17 protein-coding genes are annotated in these 16,027 nt (G+C 68.6%); 5 read left to right on the top strand and 12 right to left on the bottom strand.

Annotated features, from left to right (window positions below):
* Window positions 1-192: 192 nt before the first annotated feature.
* From GPX89_RS37770 to GPX89_RS37760, 3 genes are all read right to left on the bottom strand, one after another.
* Window positions 193-843: a GNAT family N-acetyltransferase gene (locus GPX89_RS37770; protein WP_157392651.1), complete on the bottom strand. Its 651-nt coding sequence runs from the start codon at window positions 841-843 to the stop codon at window positions 193-195.
* An 81-nt stretch (window positions 844-924) separates the two neighbouring features.
* A complete protein-coding gene (gene glp, locus GPX89_RS37765; protein ID WP_157392549.1) occupies window positions 925-2,184 on the bottom strand; it encodes a molybdotransferase-like divisome protein Glp in 1,260 nt (419 codons plus the stop codon).
* Between the two features lie 102 nt (window positions 2,185-2,286).
* Window positions 2,287-3,243, bottom strand: a complete 957-nt coding sequence (locus GPX89_RS37760) for a UTP--glucose-1-phosphate uridylyltransferase (RefSeq protein ID WP_157392548.1) — start codon at window positions 3,241-3,243, stop codon at window positions 2,287-2,289.
* A gap of 200 nt (window positions 3,244-3,443) precedes the next feature.
* Here GPX89_RS37760 and GPX89_RS37755 point away from each other — a divergent pair, with 200 nt between their 5' ends.
* The 5 genes from GPX89_RS37755 to mscL all read left to right on the top strand — a co-directional run bounded on the left by GPX89_RS37755 (window position 3,444) and on the right by mscL (window position 7,394).
* Window positions 3,444-5,123 (top strand): purple acid phosphatase family protein, encoded by a 1,680-nt coding sequence (locus GPX89_RS37755; protein ID WP_157392547.1) that lies wholly within the window; start codon window positions 3,444-3,446, stop codon window positions 5,121-5,123.
* A gap of 22 nt (window positions 5,124-5,145) precedes the next feature.
* Window positions 5,146-5,730 (top strand): 5-formyltetrahydrofolate cyclo-ligase, encoded by a 585-nt coding sequence (locus GPX89_RS37750; protein ID WP_328602762.1) that lies wholly within the window; start codon window positions 5,146-5,148, stop codon window positions 5,728-5,730.
* A gap of 70 nt (window positions 5,731-5,800) precedes the next feature.
* The gene (locus tag GPX89_RS37745) at window positions 5,801-6,115 is read left to right on the top strand and encodes an FmdB family zinc ribbon protein (RefSeq protein WP_157392546.1); all 315 of its coding nucleotides are present in this window, start codon (window positions 5,801-5,803) and stop codon (window positions 6,113-6,115) included.
* A gap of 133 nt (window positions 6,116-6,248) precedes the next feature.
* Window positions 6,249-6,896: an SAF domain-containing protein gene (locus tag GPX89_RS37740; protein WP_157392545.1), complete on the top strand. Its 648-nt coding sequence runs from the start codon at window positions 6,249-6,251 to the stop codon at window positions 6,894-6,896.
* Window positions 6,897-6,995: 99 nt separating this feature from the next.
* Complete coding sequence (gene mscL / locus GPX89_RS37735; protein ID WP_157392544.1) at window positions 6,996-7,394, top strand: large conductance mechanosensitive channel protein MscL; 399 nt, start codon at window positions 6,996-6,998, stop codon at window positions 7,392-7,394.
* Window positions 7,395-7,462: 68 nt separating this feature from the next.
* Here the strand turns inward: mscL and GPX89_RS37730 are convergent, their stop codons facing one another.
* The 9 genes from GPX89_RS37730 to GPX89_RS37690 all read right to left on the bottom strand — a co-directional run bounded on the left by GPX89_RS37730 (window position 7,463) and on the right by GPX89_RS37690 (window position 15,774).
* The gene (locus tag GPX89_RS37730) at window positions 7,463-8,143 is read right to left on the bottom strand and encodes an MspA family porin (RefSeq protein ID WP_157392543.1); all 681 of its coding nucleotides are present in this window, start codon (window positions 8,141-8,143) and stop codon (window positions 7,463-7,465) included.
* Window positions 8,144-8,204: 61 nt separating this feature from the next.
* Entirely contained in the window at window positions 8,205-8,885 is a 681-nt protein-coding gene (locus GPX89_RS37725; protein WP_157392542.1) for an MspA family porin, read from the bottom strand.
* Window positions 8,886-9,183: 298 nt separating this feature from the next.
* Window positions 9,184-9,855: an MspA family porin gene (locus GPX89_RS37720; protein ID WP_157392541.1), complete on the bottom strand. Its 672-nt coding sequence runs from the start codon at window positions 9,853-9,855 to the stop codon at window positions 9,184-9,186.
* Window positions 9,856-9,913: 58 nt separating this feature from the next.
* Window positions 9,914-10,585, bottom strand: a complete 672-nt coding sequence (locus GPX89_RS37715) for an MspA family porin (protein WP_157392540.1) — start codon at window positions 10,583-10,585, stop codon at window positions 9,914-9,916.
* A gap of 245 nt (window positions 10,586-10,830) precedes the next feature.
* Entirely contained in the window at window positions 10,831-11,061 is a 231-nt protein-coding gene (locus tag GPX89_RS37710; protein WP_157392539.1) for a hypothetical protein, read from the bottom strand.
* On the bottom strand, window positions 11,058-11,552 hold the full coding sequence (locus GPX89_RS37705; protein ID WP_198347780.1) for a MogA/MoaB family molybdenum cofactor biosynthesis protein: 495 nt from the start codon (window positions 11,550-11,552) through the stop codon (window positions 11,058-11,060). The genes GPX89_RS37710 and GPX89_RS37705 overlap by 4 nt, the downstream gene beginning before the upstream one ends.
* 98 nt (window positions 11,553-11,650) lie before the next feature.
* Window positions 11,651-13,051 (bottom strand): S1C family serine protease, encoded by a 1,401-nt coding sequence (locus GPX89_RS37700; RefSeq protein WP_407939546.1) that lies wholly within the window; start codon window positions 13,049-13,051, stop codon window positions 11,651-11,653.
* Between the two features lie 555 nt (window positions 13,052-13,606).
* On the bottom strand, window positions 13,607-14,992 hold the full coding sequence (locus GPX89_RS37695; protein WP_157392648.1) for a sensor histidine kinase: 1,386 nt from the start codon (window positions 14,990-14,992) through the stop codon (window positions 13,607-13,609).
* Between the two features lie 89 nt (window positions 14,993-15,081).
* Window positions 15,082-15,774 carry a response regulator transcription factor gene (locus tag GPX89_RS37690; RefSeq protein ID WP_157392537.1) on the bottom strand — a complete coding sequence of 231 codons (693 nt, stop codon included), beginning with the start codon at window positions 15,772-15,774 and terminating at the stop codon, window positions 15,082-15,084.
* Between the last annotated feature and the right edge of the window lie 253 nt (window positions 15,775-16,027).

The following is a 16,027-nucleotide window of genomic DNA, read 5'->3' as shown; positions in this document are numbered from 1 at the left end:
TCCGTCCAGCCCAGCTCATAGTCCCTTCGACGTGCACCGCAGCGCCTACCGGCAAGTAGACGGACGCACCACCGACGTCCGTAGGGTAATTCCACACCGTGAGGATTCCCCACAGGCGCGCCGACCACACCCGCAACACTAGTCACACGACTTCGGACTCGGGACCTCGATATGGCAGTGCACAGCGAGTTATCAGGCTTTCGTGGCGCGTCCCGCGCGAATCAGCCTGTCCACCACGGTCCCCGAGACCTCCTCGACCGTCATGCCCACCAGCAGATGGTCGCGCCAGGCGCCGTCGACATCCAGATAGCGCTGCAGCAGGCCCTCCTCACGGAAGCCGACATTGCGCAGAACCGCCTGGCTGGCAAGGTTTTCCGGGCGCACGGTGGCCTCCACGCGATGCAGCCCGACATCGCCGAAGCAGTGGTCCAGCCCCAGCGCCAGCGCCGCGGTGGCCACGCCCCGGCCACTCAGCTCGCTCGACACCCAGTAGCCGATCCAGGCCGACCGCAACGCGCCGCGCACGATATTGCCCACGGTCAGCTGGCCGCTGAACGCGCCGTCCACCTCGATGACGAACGGAATCATCGCGCCGCGACGGGCTTCCGCCTTGAGCGAGGACCACAGGGCCGGCCAGTTGCTGGAGTGGTTGCGGGCCTCCCACGGGCCGCGGCCGGTCGGCTCCCACTTCTCCAGATAGTCCTTGTCGCGGACCCGGATCCGGCTCCAGGCCGACGCGTCCCGCAGCCGGATCGGCCGCAGCGTGACGGTGCCCGCCGCGACCCGCACCGGTCCCAGATGCGCCGGCCAGCCCGGATGCTGGGCGGACCGGAAGACATTCATGCTGTACCCATCTGCCATGCCCGGGCGTCCTCCATGGTTACGCAGGCTGCCGCCTCCGGCCGCTGACCGATCATGGCGGGCCTACCCTCGCTGGGCCAGGAAGGCGACCCGCACCTCGTCACCGGTGCGCACCTCGGTGACATCCGGATCGATCACGATCAAGCTGTTGGCCTCGGCCATGGTGGCCAGCAGATGCGAGGACGCCCCGTTCGGGCCGCCCAGCGGCTGCACCAGATAGTCGCCGGTCTGCTCGTCACGCATGAGCTGCGCGCGCAGATAGCCGCGCCGGCCCGGGATCGAGGCGATGGGCAGGATGGTGCGCGCCCGCACCACCCGCCGCATGGGGTGACGGCGGCCCAGCGCGATCCGGATGAGCGGGCGCACCATGACCTCGAAAACCACCAGCGCGCCAACCGGATTCGAGGGCAGCAGGAAGGTCGGCACCTCGTCGCGGCCCAGCAGGCCGAAACCCTGCACCGAGCCCGGATGCATGGCGACCCGGGTGATCTCCAGCTCGCCCAGGCCCTCCAGGGCCTCGCGCACCTGCTCGGAGGCCCAGCCGCCGACCGCGCCCGCGATCACGACCACCTCGGAGCGAACCAGCTGGCCCTCCACCACATCTCGGAGCCGCTTGGGATCGGCGCTGACGATGCCGACCCGGTTCACGTCGGCGCCCGCGTCGCGCGCGGCGGCGGCCAGCGCGTAGGAGTTCACGTCGTAGACCTGGCCCGGTCCGGGGGTGCGGTCGATGTCGACCAGCTCGCCGCCCACCGACAGCACCGACAGCCGCGGCCGCGGATGCACCAGCACCTTGTCCTTGCCCACCGCGGCCAGCAGGCCCACCTGGGCCGGGCCGATGATGGTGCCCGCGCGCACGGCCAGATCACCGGGCTGCACGTCGTCGCCGATGCGCCGCACGTAGTCGCCGGAACGCACCGGCTCGTAGACCTTGACCCGGGCCCGGCCGCCGTCGGTGTTCTCCAGCGGCAGCACGGCATCGGCGAGCGTGGGCAGCGGCGCACCGGTGTCCACCCGCACGGTCTGACGCGGCTGCAGCCGGATCGGCTGGCGCGAACCCGCGGCCACCTCACCGACCACGGGCAGGCTCAGGTCGACCGAATTGCCGTCCTCGTCGCGGATATTCGCGCCCGCTCCGGCGACATCCACGCTGCGCACGGCGTACCCGTCGATGGCGGCCTGATCGAAACCCGGGAGCGGGCGTTCGGTCACCACATCCTCGGCGCACAGCAGTCCCTGGGCCTCGCTGATCGCGACCCGAACCGGCCGCGGGGCCACAGCCGCAGCGGTCACCTTGATCTGCTGATCCTCAACCGAGCGCATGCCGCCCTTCCGTTGTCTCGCCCGCCGCGTGCGTCGCGACCGATTCGCGTGTCATTACTGCCGTCGTGTACTACTGCCCGCCGTGTCCTGCGTGGTCTGTTCCTACGAGGTCAGCTGAGGATTCCAGTCCGGCCCGAGCCGCTGCTCGAGCCACTCGCGCAGGGCGGGACCGTATTCCTCGCGTTCCAAAGCGAAATCGACCGCAGCACGAAGATAACCGCCCGGGTTGCCGAGATCGTGCCGCGACCCACGATGCACCACCACGTGCACCGGGTGACCCTCCGCGATCAGCAGCGCGATGGCATCGGTCAGCTGCAGCTCGCCGCCCGCGCCCGGGGTGATGCGGCGCAGCGCGTCGAAGATGGCGCGGTCCAACAGGTATCGCCCGGCGGCGGTGAAGGTGGAGGGGGCGTCCTCGACGGCGGGCTTCTCCACCATGCCGTTGACCTTGAGCACGTCGGAGCGTTCGCCGGGCAGTTCCTCGACGTCGAAAACGCCGTAGGCGCTGACCTGTTCCTTCGGCACGTCGATGGCGCACAGCACCGAACCGCCGTGGGTGGAACGGACCTCCGCCATCGACTCCAGCACACCCGAGGGCAGCACCAGATCGTCGGGCAGCAGTACCGCGATGGCGGTCTCGTCGTCATCGAGGGCCGATTCCGCCTGTGCCACCGCGTGACCCAGGCCCAGCGGCTCCTCCTGCACCACCGAGGTGACGTCCAGCAGGCCGGGGGCCTTGCGGACCTTCTCGAGCAGATGGAACTTGCCGCGTTCGGCGAGGGTGCTCTCCAGCACCAGGTCCTCGACGAAATGCGCGACCACGCCGTCCTTTCCGGGCGAGGTCACGATCACCAGCCGATTGGCGCCGGACTCCGCGGCCTCGGCGGCGACCAATTCGATGCCCGGGGTGTCGACCACCGGCAGCAGCTCCTTGGGGACCGTCTTGGTCGCGGGCAGGAACCTGGTGCCCAGCCCCGCCGCGGGAACCACCGCGGTGCGGAAGCACGACGAATCGGCTCCCTGATTGGGCGACACGGCTCCGCCGCCATTAGCTGTCATGAATTTCACCCTATCCATCCGTCATCCGCTCCGAAGTGGCTCGTGGCCGCCTCGATATCCCCGAGAGCCTAAGGGGCGGGGGCCGCGAGGGCGCACCGAACGCCGGAGCGAGGGCCATCTGGCAGACCGACCCGTTCATTTCATATGGCGTTCGCCGCGCCGTGACCTACGTCGTACCCAGCGGTTGTTAGCTGACACCTATGACCGACCGTGAGGATCCCCACAGCGCAGATTCCGGCCCGGAGAGCTCGGCCACACCCCCGGTGAGCTCCCCCGACGCCGGGCAATCCGGTTCCGCGGGGCAGCGCGGCCTGAGCCGCCGCCGATTGTTCGGGGCCTCGGCCGTCGCGGGCATCGCCGGACTCGCCGTCGGCGCGGGCGGTGCGGTGGCGCTGCGCGGCAGCAACGGCTCCACCGCACCGGCCTGGCCGCGCTCGGCCGAACTGGTCACCAGCCCCGATCGCGCTGCCGCGCCGCGGGTTTCGGGACTGCACCTGCAGTTCGGGACCGACGCGGCCCGCGAGGTCGTGGTCAGCTGGCACACCACCGGCTCGGTCAGCGCGCCCACCGTGCGCTACGGCACCGCCGACTCCGGTTTCGGCACCAGCGTGCAGGCGCAGACCCGCACCTACCGGGATGCCAAGTCGGGCATCGAGATCCAGGCCCACCACGCGCGGATCACCGGCCTGTCCCCCGACACCGACTACGTGTACGCCGCCGGGCACGACGGCGCGCCGCCGGAACTGGGCACCATCCGCACCGCGCCCGCGGGCCGCGCCAAGTTCCGGTTCACCAGCTTCGGCGATCAGGGCACGCCCACCGTCGGCAAGATCGTCGACGGCAAGGCCCTCAACGACAACCTCGGCTCCCAGTACGCCGGCGACGTCACCTCCGCGGTGGAATCGCTGGCCCCGCTGTTCAACCTGGTCAACGGCGACCTCTGCTACGCCAATATCGCCACCGACCGCATCCGCACCTGGAACGACTGGTGGGCCAACAACTCCCGCTCGGCGCGCTACCGGCCGTGGATGCCCGCACCCGGCAACCACGAGAACGAGGGCGGCAACGGTCCCATCGGATACCAGGCGTTCCAGACGTATTTCACGGTGCCCGACGCCGGAGCCGAGGAACACGCCAAGGGCCTGTGGTACTCGTTCACCGTCGGCGGCGTGCGCGTCATCGCGGTCGCCAATGACGACATCTGCCTGCAGGACGGCGGCAACAGCTACGTCAAGGGCTACTCCGGCGGGGCCCAGAAGCGATGGCTGGAAACCGAATTGGCCAAGGCCCGGGCGGACAAGGGGATCGACTGGGTGGTGGTGTTCATGCACCAGGTCGCCATCTCCTCCGCCGACAAGTTCAACGGCGCGGACCTGGGCGTCCGGCAGGACTGGCTGCCGCTGTTCGACAAGTACCAGGTCGACCTGGTGCTGTGCGGGCACGAACACCATTACGAGCGTTCGCATCCGGTGCGCGGGGTCACCGGCTCGGAGACCCTCACGCCCAAGCCGGTCGACACCCGCAAGGATGTCGTCGACACCAGCAAGGGCACCGTGCACCTGGTCATCGGCGGCGGCGGGACCTCCGCGCCCTCGAATCAGCTGTTCTTCCCCGGCGACAAGTGCCGGGTCATCACCGCCGTCGGCGCCGTCGACCCGGCCACCGGGAAGAAGACGCCGAAGTACGTGCTCGAGGACGCGCCCTGGTCGGCCTTCAAGGACGCCGAATACGCCTACGGCTTCTGCTCTTTCGACGTCGACCCGGGGCAGCCGGGCGGGAACACCACCATCACCGGCACCTACTACGCCCTCAGCGGGCCGACCAGCGAGCTGAAGGCCGTCGACACCTTCACCCTGACCCGCCCCCGCTCGGATCGCTGAGGCGGCTCCCTAGGGTGGGAGCGTGACGAGCGAACGGGACAAGCGGGCGTGGCGCGAGGAGATCCTCGCGGCGCGCAAGACCCTGCCGGCCGACGTCCGGGAGCGCGAGGCCGCGGCGCTGGCCGCGGCCGCCCACGCGCTCGGCGGCGACGGCTGGGTCTGCGCGTACGTGCCGGTCGGCGGCGAACCCGGGTCACTCGCCATGCTGGACGCGCTGCGCGACTCGGGCGCGCGGGTGCTGCTCCCCGTCACCGGGGAGCCCGGGCCGCTGGAGTGGGCCGAGTACACCGGTCCGGAGGGATTGCGGCGCGGCCGCTTCGGGCTCCGGGAACCCGCGGGCGCACCGATCGCGAATGGGATCGCAATGGCGGCGACCATTCTGGTTCCGGCATTGGCGGTCGATCACCGGGGAGTCCGATTGGGACGCGGCGCGGGTTATTACGATCGCAGTTTGAGCGCATGCCGTGCCGATGCGCGATTGGTCGCGGTGGTGCGTGACACGGAACTCGTGGAGCGTTTGCCGGAGGAGTCCCACGACCACCGAATGGGGTGGGCGCTGACACCGTTCGGCGGGCTGAGACGGCTGGAAGATCACATCGGGAATTGACACCCGATTGGCAGCGTTGGCACTGCCAGCTGTAGAGTGCTAATTCGACGAAGAGCGTGGAGGTTACCCGATGCCTACTTACTCGTATGCATGCACCGAGTGCGACAACAAGTTCGACATCGTGCAGTCCTTCTCCGATGACGCACTGACCGTCTGCGACCAGTGCAACGGCAAGCTGCGCAAGCTGTTCAACTCGGTCGGCATCGTCTTCAAGGGCAGCGGGTTCTACCGCACCGACTCGCGCAACGGGTCGACCTCCTCCGAGCCGGCCAAGTCCTCGACCTCCTCGTCGGACAGCGGCAGCTCCAGCTCGAGCAGCTCCACCCCGGCGGCGTCCTCGACCTCGACCGCGTCGAGCACCTCCAACAGCACCTCGGCTGCCTGACGCGCCTTCGGCGCGAAAAGAACGATTCCGGGGGCCAGGCCCCCGGACCCCATTTGTTCCACAGCCACTTTGTTATCCACAGCCCGGGTTCCGCCCGGGCGTGTTGCTTTCCGGGCGCCCTTACGCTGCCCGCATGACGCGACCGTACCGAGCATTCCTGCAGGAGTTCCGTAACCGCCTCACCTGGGCGGACACGGTGCTACTCCGGCGGGCCGGGGCGGTCGCTCTGCTGGTTCTCGCCGCCCTTCTCGCTGTCCGCACCGACCCCGCCGCCGGGCATACCGAGGTGCTGGTGGCCGCGCGCGACCTGTCGCCCGGGCAGATACTCGGTGACGGCGATCTACGGTCCGCGCCACGGGAAACGGCGACCTTGCCCTCCGGGACCGTGCGCGACGCCCAGCGGCTGCGTGGGGCCACGCTGGCGGGCGCGCTGGCCGCCGGTGAGATCGTCACCGAGCTGCGTGTGGTGGGCCCGCGGCTCGCCGCGGTGGCCGCGCACGCACCCGATGCGCGCATCGTGCCGATTCGGCTGGCGGACAACGCCGTTGCCGAGATCCTGCGGGCCGGAGACCGGGTGGACGTGGTGGCGGGCGAGGACGGCGGCGGAAACGGCCGTCCGGCACGGCTATTGGCCGCCGACGCGGCCGTGGTGCTGGTGTCGGGGACCGAGAATTCGCGGGGCCGCACCGATCGGGTGGTGCTGCTGGCGCTGGATTCCCGCCGTGCGACGGCGGTGGCCGCCGCCTCCCTGCGCAGCGCGCTGACCGTCGTATTCCACTGACTCGGCTCCGCCTTGCACTGAACCGGCCGGCCGGTGAACTAGCATCGCCGGTATCTAGACAACTCTGCGTTCGATCCCTCAGGTAGAGGAGTTTCGGCAATGCTCAAGGGTTTCAAGGATTTTCTGCTACGCGGCAATGTCGTCGACCTGGCCGTGGCCGTGGTCATGGGCACCGCGTTCGTCGCGGTGGTCACCGCCTTCACCGACGGCATCATCACGCCGCTGCTGGCGGTGTTCGGCGGCACCAGCCAACTGGGCCTGGGCTTTCAGCTGATCGCCGACAAACCGGCCACCTTCATCGCCATCGGACCGATCATCACCGCCGCCATCGACTTCGTGATCATCGCGGCGCTGCTCTACTTCATCCTGGTGATCCCGGCCAACCGGGCCAAGAAGCTGTGGGGCGCGCCGAAGGAAACACTCACCGATAACGAACTGCTGCACCAGATCCGGGACCTGCTCGCCGAAGGCAGCGCGGGCGGCAAACACGAAAGCTGAAGCCGGGCAAGGCAAACGGGCCCGGCGCGAAAAGCGCCGGGCCCGTTACTGTTACACCTTGCTCAGGATCAGCCCAGGCTGAAGGGCTGGCCCCACAGCGTGACCCAGGAGATCACGTTGTCGGTCTCGACCTCGACGCTCACGAAGGAGCGCGCCTGCGCGTAGCCGGCGCAGCCGTTCAGGCCGATGGTCTCGTCGGACCAGGTGACCGAACCGCTGTTGCCGGTGAACTTGTTGCGGGTCTTGTGGGATTCCTTGCCGTAGTCGTCCGGCATTTCCTCGTCGAGGACGTAGAACGACTTGGCCTGGCCCGGGCCCAGGGTCAGGTTGGCGCCGGTGTTGGCGCCCGCCTGCGGGGTGACGTTGCCACTGCTGTCCCAGCTGGCACCACCGGTCGCGCCACCGCTGACGTTGCCGCCGTCGATGGTGACCTGGCAGCCGACCACGTAACCGGGGAAGATCTTGCCGCCGGTCGCGGTGGTGTCACCGGAGATCTGGACCTGCGCCGACGCCGAGACCCAGGCGTTGCGGTGCACGGGGGTGGCACCCATCGACGGGCTGATGTTGGCGGACTCGCCGACCAGCTTGACCGTGACAACGGTGCCGTCGGAGAGGGTCTGGGTGATTTCGCCGCCGGGCAGCGGCACGAAGGTGTCGGCGTTGGCCGCACCGGTGGAGAACAGGCCAAGAGCGGCGGTGGCGACGGCACCCGCACCGGCCATCCGCGCTGCGGTCTTACGGATGTTCATTTCTTATGTCCCTCAAGGGTTGTTCGCTTGCGCGAGAAAGGATTTGGCGAGGCGGAGACCACTAGCCGATGCTGAACGGCTGGCCGTAGAGAGTGGTCTTGGAGTAGTTGTCGCCGACGATCTCGACGACCGTGTACGCACGCGCCTGGGCATAACCCGCGCAACCCTGAATCTGGATCTCGGCGTCCCGGTACTCGACGGAGTAGGTGCCCGCCTTCGGGACGTCCTTCGAGTCGATCTGCACGAACGCCACCTGGCCGGGGCCGAGGTTGACGCCGATGGAACCGCCGACGCCCGCACTGTTCAGGCTGACGTTGCCGGAGATGCCGGCCGAGATCGCGTCCTCGCCGATCGAGATCTGGCAACCGACGATGTAGCCGGTGTTGATCTGCGAAACGCCGTGCGTGGACGAGTTATTCGAGCCGGCGCCACCGGCGGGTCCGTTGTTCGGACCCGAGGTTCCTTCCGGAGTATCGGTGATCACCGCGGAGGCTGCGCCGCTGACCCACACCACACGGCCGGCACCGTTGGCAGCGAGCGACGGCGACACGACTGCATGTTCGCCCGTACGGGTGATGGTGACGGTGCCCGCGGGGTTCACCTTCTGGCCGTCCGGCAACGGCACGAAGACATCCGCGTTAGCGGCACCAGTTGACATAAGGCCCATGGCCACGGCAGCCGCCGCGCCGACGCCCGCAAAGCGGGCCGCGGTGCGCAGACCGTGGTTCCGGTTCTCGCTCATACTTCCCCTCATCAGGTTCTTGCTGTCAACCTCGACCACCGAGGTTGAAATGGGACTCTTGCGAATCCCAGGAGAGTTTGTCGCCACATTGTTGCCGTCGTGTTACTGCTTACGAATTCAATTCACGTAGCGACGCAGGGCACTTTACATCACAGCTGTGAGCCATGAGACGTGAGCGAACAAGACCGGTCACTCGATGACACAAACCCGCAGGTATGTCGAGAAAGTCGTACATAGCAAAAGGGGCCCGGTGCGATTAGCACCGGGCCCCTTGGGATTCCGCTGAGCGGAAACTGGATCAGCCGAGACTGAAGGGCTGACCCCACAGCGTGTAGGAGGTGATGACGTTGTCGGTCTCGACCTGGACCGCCACGAACGAGCGAGCCTGGGCGTAGCCGCCGCAGCCGTTCAGGCCGATGGTCTCGTCGGACCAGCTCACCGAACCCGAGTTGCCGGCGAACTTGTTGCGCACGTAGTGCGCCTCGCTGCCGTAGTCGTCCGGCGCTTCCTGATCGAGCAGGTAGAACGCCTTGGACTGGCCGGGGCCGAGGGTCAGGTTGCCGCCGACATTGGCGCTGGCGGTCGGGCTCGAGCCGTCGTAGTTGGCGCCCACGCTGGGACCACCGTTGGCGCCGCCACCGGCGATGTTGACCTGGCAGCCGACCACGTAGCCGGGCACGATCTTGCCGCCGGCGTTGCCGTTGGTGCCCGACAGGTGCACCTGCGCCGAGCCGGAGACCCAGGCGTTGCGGTGCAGCGGGGTGGCGCCCATGGACGGGTTGATGTTGGCCGACTCGCCGGTCATGGTGATGGTCACGACGGTGCCGTCGTCCATGGTCTCGGTGATCGAGCCACCGGGCAGCGGCACGAAGGTGTCGGCGTTGGCCGCGCCGGTCGAGAACAGGCCCAGGGCGGCGGTGGCGACGACACCCACGCCGGCGGCCCGCGCCATCGTCTTGCGAACGTTCATGATTGATTCCCTCTAGGGTCGAATTCGCTTACGCGAGAAATGAATTGGTGACCGAACGTCAGCCGAGGCTGAACGGCTGCCCGTAGAGGGTGGTCTTGGAGTAGTTGTCGCCGATGATCTCGACCACGGTGTAGGCGCGCGCCTGGGCGTAGCCCGCGCAGCCCTGCACGTCGACCGGAACGTCCTTGTAGTCGATCGAGTAGGTGCCCGACGAGGGGATGTCCTTGGAGTTGACCTGGACGAAGGTCACCTGGCCGGGGCCGAGGTTCAGACCGATGGAGCCACCGGCGTTGGCGCCGGTGAGGCTCACGCCGCCGGAGACGCCCGCGGAGACGGCGGAGTCGGAGATGTTGACCTGGCAGCCGATGATGTAGCCGGTGTTGACCTGCGAGGTGCCGTGGGTCGAGGAGTTGTTGGAACCGGGGCCGTTCTTCGGGCCGTTGTTCGGACCGACCTTGCCGTCCGGGGTATCGACGTTCGCGACGACCTTGCCCGAGAGCCAGGCGGTGCGGCCCGCGCCGTTCGCCGACAGCGACGGCGAGATGACGGCGTGCTCGCCGACCCGATCGATGGTGACGCCCGGGCCGGCCTTGTGACCGTCCGGCAACGGCACGAAGGTGTCGGCGTTGGCGGCGCCGGTGGACATCAGGCCCAAGGCCACGGAGGCAGCCGCGCCGATACCCGCGAAACGGGCGGCACGCCGCAAACCGGCGGTCCGGTTCTCGCTCATAGTTCCCTCATCAGTTTTTTTGCGGACAACCCCGACCACCGGGGTCGAAACAGGTCACTACGGCGTCGAATTCCACACAAGCAACGTTCCGGCACGCAACTCAAACTCGAGAGAGCCGTAGCTTTGTCGACCTGAAAGAGACCTTAGCCACAACAGCTACCAAATGGCAACAAACTGATAAAGGACATGACAAACGCCCCGTCAGAGCAACGGTTAATTCCCAGCGTTCGTTATATGAGGGGCCGTCAGCCGTGATGCGGCGGGACCTGGGAGCGCAGCCAATCGTCGGAGGATCGGCCGGATTCGGGTTCGGGAGTGCGCTCGTCCTTGGTCGTGGACGGCAGCTCGTCACCGAAGACGCGTGCCAGCCGGGCACGCTCGGCGGGGGTCAAACGACGAGACCCCGCCCGGCGCTCGGCCGGACGGGGCGACTCGTTCGAGCCGGTGGGCTCGGAAGGACTTTCAGGGTCGGTCATTCCGACAAACCGGACAGCTCATCGATGACTCGGCTGGCCAGCGGGCCCAGGGTGGCCATGCCGTCGCGCACGGCCGCGCGCGAACCCGGCAGATTCACCACCAGCGTGCTGCCCGAGACGCCGGCCAGGCCGCGCGACAGCCCCGCGTCCAGCGAACCCGAGGCCAGCCCGGAGGAGCGCAGCGCCTCGCTGATGCCGGGCAGCACCCGGTCCAGCACCTCCTCGGTGGCCTCCGGGGTCACGTCACGCGGGGACATGCCGGTGCCGCCGACCGAGATGACCAGGTCGACGCCGCCGATCACCGCGGTATTGAGCGCATTGCGGATCTCCACCTCATCGGCCTGCACCGAGATCGAGGCGTCCACCAGGAACCCGGCCTCGGTGAGTAGCTCGGTCACCAGCGGGCCCAGCGAGTCCACGCCGCCGTGCGCGGTTCGGTCGTCGACGACCACGACAAGAGCACGGCCCGCCACAGCGGAATCGATTTCCATGGTGCTCACCGTAGCGCCCTTGTCCGACAACAGCTCCCAACCCCCATCAGGTGTGACACGGATCGTCGGTACGGATTCCCTGCCTGCCTCGTGAATCATCATCGGCCGCCCTCCGCAGCTGCTTCGCCGAGGGTCACCTCGACGGTCTTGGGGTTCTTGCCCTGGTCGTCGGTGTAGGTCACCTTGACCTTGTCGCCGGGACGGTGCGAGCGCACCGCGGCGATCAGCGAATTGCCCGAATCCACGATCTGGTCATCGATTTTCGTGATGATCGCGTTCTTCGGGATGCCCGCCTTGGCGGCCGGGCCGTCGGGCGACACGTCCATGACCTTCGCGCCGTTGGTGTCGTCCTGCGCCCGCACGGTGATGCCGATCTGGGCGTACGTGGCCTTGCCGTTCTTGATCAGTTCGTCGGCCACCCGGCGCGCGGTGTCCACCGGAATCGCGAAGCCCAGCCCGATGGAGCCGCTCTGCGCGCCCGCCGACTCGGCGGTGCCCATGGTGGCGATGGCGGTGTTGATGCCGATCAGCTTGCCGCTCATGTCGACCAGCGCGCCGCCGGAGTTGCCCGGGTTGATGGCCGCGTCGGTCTGGATGGCGTCGATGACGGTGCCCGTCGAGCCCGACTCACCGCTGGTCGAGACCGGCCGGTTGAGCGAGGACACGATGCCGCTGGTGACGGTGCCCGCCAGGCCCAGCGGCGAACCGATCGCCACCACGCCCTGGCCGACGGCCAGATTGCCGGACTGGCCCAGCTCGATCGGCTTCAGATCGGCCTTGCCGGTGACCCGGATGACCGCGATGTCCGAGATCGGGTCCGCGCCGACGACGGTCGCCGGGGCGGTGGTGCCGTCACTGAACGCCACATCCATCTTGGCGTTCGGGCCCGCGCCGCTGACCACGTGATTGTTGGTGAGGATCAGGCCGTCCGAGGACAGGATCACGCCGGAACCCTCGCCCTCGGCCCGGGCTCCGGCGACCCGGATCATGACCACGCTGGGCAGCACCTTCTGCGCCACGGCCTGCACCGAACCGTCCGGCGCGGCCACGGTCTTGCCGTTGCCCACGGGCTGATCCAGCGCGTTGGTCACCGTGGAGTGGCCGTCGTTGTGGGTCGCCAGCGCGACCACGCCGCCGCCGATGCCGCCGCTGAGCAGCGCCAGGATCACCGCGCCCGCCACCAGACCGGCCTTGCCGGACCGCTTGGGCGCGGGCGGGTAGGGCACCCCCGGCTGACCGGGCATTCCGGGCGCACCCGGAATCGCCTGTGTCGGATGCTGACCCGTCGCGTACGCCGGATGCTGACCCGTGGCATAGGCCGGATGCTGACCCGTGGCGTATCCGGCCCCCGACGCCACATACGCCTGCCCGTACATCCCGGCGGGCAGCTGCTCGGTGCCGACCGGGATCTCCTCGGTGGGATGCTTCGCGCCCCCGTACTGCTCCGAATAGGGCTGCGCCCCACCGAAAGTCGAACCGTAGGCGGGCGCGCCGGGAATGGCCTGGGTGGCCGGATCGTGAGCGCCGGGGCCCGGCTGCCCCGCGACGCCGTGCCCCGGACCGCCGAAGCCCGGGACCGGCTGCTGAGGCGCGGCAGGCTGCTGAGACGCAGCGGCAGGCTGCTGAGACGCAGCGGCGGGCTGCTGAGGCGCGGCGGCAGGTTGCTGAGGCGCGGCGGCAGGCGGCTGGGGCTCGCTGCCCTGAGCCTGCGACGCGCCGGTCGAGAAGGTTTGTGCCGCACCGAAACCCGCGGGCTGGCCCGCCGGATTCGGCTGCGGGGTGGCGGGGGCGGAGAAGCCGTCGAAGGGCTTGTCACCGGATTCCGCGGCGGCGGGGCCGGCCGGCTCCCGCTTGGGCAGGCCGGACGCGGTGGTGTCGGGCACGTCGGCGGCTCGAGGCGGTTCCGGGGTGCGGGGGGTGGCGCCTTCTTCGGGCTCGGTGCCCGGCTGCTTCGAATCCTCGGTCATTTCTCGTTTTCTCCTCGAGTCTCGTCGCCTAGCCTGGCGGGAACGACTGAGAGTGGACTGAGACCGTGCTTGCTTTTCGCCGAGCTTTCAGTTGTCCGCCACCACGGATTGCGGTGGTACGCCTTCTCCAGGCAGCACGATACGGATCAAAGCGCCCCCACGGTCGGAACTGTCGATGTTGATAGTGCCACCGTGTTTGGTCACCACCTGCTTCACGATCGCCAGGCCCAGTCCGGAGCCGGGCATGGACCGCGAGGCGGTGGTCCGGTAGAAGCGCTCGAACACCAGCTCGCGTTCGGCGGGCGGAATGCCGGGCCCGGCGTCGTCGACGGCGAATTCCAGCAGACCACGCCCGCTCTCGCGCATGGTGACGAACACCTTCGCGCCCTCGGGGCTCCATTTGGCCGCGTTGTCGAGCACATTGAGCAGGGCGCGTTCCAGTCCCGGTTCGTCGCCGTAGACGAACCAGGGGCGCAGTGAGGCGTCGAACTCGATTCCGGTGCGGCGCCGCCGGACTCGCTCGAGCGCCCGCCCGGCCACGTCGCCGAGGTCGATCTGCTCGTAGACGGTTTCCGGCGCGTCCTCGCGGGCCAGGTCGACCAGATCGCCGACCAGCGTGGACAACTCCTCGATCTGGGCCATGACGTCGGAGCGCAGCTCGGCCATGTCCTCGTCCGGGATGCGGGGCGCGCCCGGCCGGGAGGAGGCGATGAGCAGTTCCATATTGGTGCGCAAAGAGGTCAGTGGCGTCTTCAGCTCATGGCCCGCGTCGGCCACCAATCGGCGCTGCCGTTCCCGGGATTCGCCCAGGGCGCGCAGCATGGTGTTGAAACTCTCGGTGAGCCGGGCGAGTTCGTCATCACCGGTGACGGGGATGGGAGTCAGGTCGTCGGTGCGGGCGATGCGCTCGGTGGCGGCGGTGAGCCGGGCGATGGGCCGCAAACCGGTGCGGCCCACGGTGGTTCCGGCCGCGGCCGCCACGATGACGCCGCAGCCGCCGACCACGAACAGCAGCCAGGCCAGCCGGTCGAGCACCTCCTTGGTGGGCTGCAGCCGCTGCGAGACCACCAGGGTGGATCCGGAGTGGGTGCGCCGCGCCAGCACCCGCTGGTCGTCGACGGTGCGCAGCGAGAAACCGATCTTGCCGCTGGCCACCTCGTATTCCTGCTTGCCGATGGGCGGCAGCGTGGTCTGCGGCGGCACGTACTGCGACTGGTCCGGGAACACCAGGGCCACACCGACATCGCTGGAGTACAGCCCGGCGAACACCAGCGACTGGAAGCCGAGGCTGTCGAGGTTGTTGTCGATCATCACCGAGGCCCGCGCCCGCAATTGCGAATCCACGTCCGCGTACAGCGAGCGCGCCACCATGGCGTAGGCGGCGATGGAGGTGAAGGCGACGGCGACGGCCACCACGGACGCGGCCAGCAGGGTGACCCGCCAGCGCAGCGAGACCGATCGGGTCAACGGCATGGGCGGCCGCAGTTCGGCCGTCTCCGTGCGGGACCCGAGTCCGGCGACCAACGGCCGCCGGGGAACGGTTCTACCCACGAGCTCGGCTCCTACGGAGGGGTCTCGCGCAGCACGTAGCCGACGCCGCGCACGGTGTGGATGAGACGCGCTTCACCGTCGGCCTCGGTCTTGCGGCGCAGGTAGCCGATGTACACCTCGAGCGCGTTGCCGGAGGTGGGAAAGTCGTAGCCCCACACCTCCTCCAGGATGCGGCTGCGGGTGAGCACCCGGCGCGGGTTGGCCATCAGCATTTCCAGCAGCGAGAACTCGGTGCGGGTGAGGCTGATCGGGCGGTCACCGCGGGTGACCTCGCGGGTGACCGGGTCCAGCGACAGGTCCGCGAAGGTCATGGCCTCCGAGGAGGAATCAGCGGAGTCGCCCGTCGCGGTGCGGCGCAGCAGCGCGCGCAGCCGGGCCAGCAGTTCCTCGAGCGCGAAGGGCTTGGGTAGGTAGTCGTCGGCGCCGGCGTCGAGTCCGGCGACGCGTTCGGAGACCGAATCCCGTGCGGTGAGTACCAGAATCGGCAGATCGTCGCCGGTGCTGCGCAGTCGGCGGCAGACCTCGAGGCCGTCGAGCCGGGGCATCATGACGTCCAGGACGAGGGCGTCGGGTCGCTGGCTGGCGGTCTTCTCCAACGCGTCGAGACCGTCGACGGCGAGGTCGACGGTGTAGCCGTTGAAGGTCAGCGAGCGACGCAGCGATTCACGAACCGCGCGGTCGTCGTCGACTACCAGAATGCGCATGGCAACCAGTCTGCCCACAGCGACTGAGAGGTGACTGAGAAGGTCCCCTTCGACACGCCGGGCAAGTGAGGCAGATGACCTGCGCGTTTCTCGGGGGCCCGATGCGGAGTGGTTGCAGTGTCACCCAAATCCGCGCGAAAAACGTTGCGGCAACGCCGCATTCAGGAACTAAACCATCAAGTCGCCCGAATTGCCGTTACTCAGCTCACGCGGTATGTTGCAGGCCGTAAAAGAAGACCCTTAGTTGGTTCTG

The sequence above is a fragment of the Nocardia terrae genome, assembly GCF_009760405.1.
In the GTDB taxonomy this organism is placed as follows: Bacteria; Actinomycetota; Actinomycetes; order Mycobacteriales; family Mycobacteriaceae; genus Nocardia; species Nocardia terrae.
Note: the sequence above shows the minus strand (reverse complement) of the source record. Positions and strands in the feature narration are given on the sequence as shown.

Coding starts and splice junctions, on each gene's coding strand:
- GPX89_RS37770 (WP_157392651.1), bottom strand. CDS start 843: ATGAATGTCTTCCGGTCCGCCCAGCATCCGGGCTGGCCGGCGCATCTG.
- glp (WP_157392549.1), bottom strand. CDS start 2,184: ATGCGCTCGGTTGAGGATCAGCAGATCAAGGTGACCGCTGCGGCTGTG.
- GPX89_RS37760 (WP_157392548.1), bottom strand. CDS start 3,243: ATGACAGCTAATGGCGGCGGAGCCGTGTCGCCCAATCAGGGAGCCGAT.
- GPX89_RS37755 (WP_157392547.1), top strand. CDS start 3,444: ATGACCGACCGTGAGGATCCCCACAGCGCAGATTCCGGCCCGGAGAGC.
- GPX89_RS37745 (WP_157392546.1), top strand. CDS start 5,801: ATGCCTACTTACTCGTATGCATGCACCGAGTGCGACAACAAGTTCGAC.
- GPX89_RS37740 (WP_157392545.1), top strand. CDS start 6,249: ATGACGCGACCGTACCGAGCATTCCTGCAGGAGTTCCGTAACCGCCTC.
- mscL (WP_157392544.1), top strand. CDS start 6,996: ATGCTCAAGGGTTTCAAGGATTTTCTGCTACGCGGCAATGTCGTCGAC.
- GPX89_RS37730 (WP_157392543.1), bottom strand. CDS start 8,143: ATGAACATCCGTAAGACCGCAGCGCGGATGGCCGGTGCGGGTGCCGTC.
- GPX89_RS37725 (WP_157392542.1), bottom strand. CDS start 8,885: ATGAGCGAGAACCGGAACCACGGTCTGCGCACCGCGGCCCGCTTTGCG.
- GPX89_RS37720 (WP_157392541.1), bottom strand. CDS start 9,855: ATGAACGTTCGCAAGACGATGGCGCGGGCCGCCGGCGTGGGTGTCGTC.
- GPX89_RS37715 (WP_157392540.1), bottom strand. CDS start 10,585: ATGAGCGAGAACCGGACCGCCGGTTTGCGGCGTGCCGCCCGTTTCGCG.
- GPX89_RS37710 (WP_157392539.1), bottom strand. CDS start 11,061: ATGACCGACCCTGAAAGTCCTTCCGAGCCCACCGGCTCGAACGAGTCG.
- GPX89_RS37705 (WP_198347780.1), bottom strand. CDS start 11,552: ATGGAAATCGATTCCGCTGTGGCGGGCCGTGCTCTTGTCGTGGTCGTC.
- GPX89_RS37695 (WP_157392648.1), bottom strand. CDS start 14,992: ATGCCGTTGACCCGATCGGTCTCGCTGCGCTGGCGGGTCACCCTGCTG.
- GPX89_RS37690 (WP_157392537.1), bottom strand. CDS start 15,774: ATGCGCATTCTGGTAGTCGACGACGACCGCGCGGTTCGTGAATCGCTG.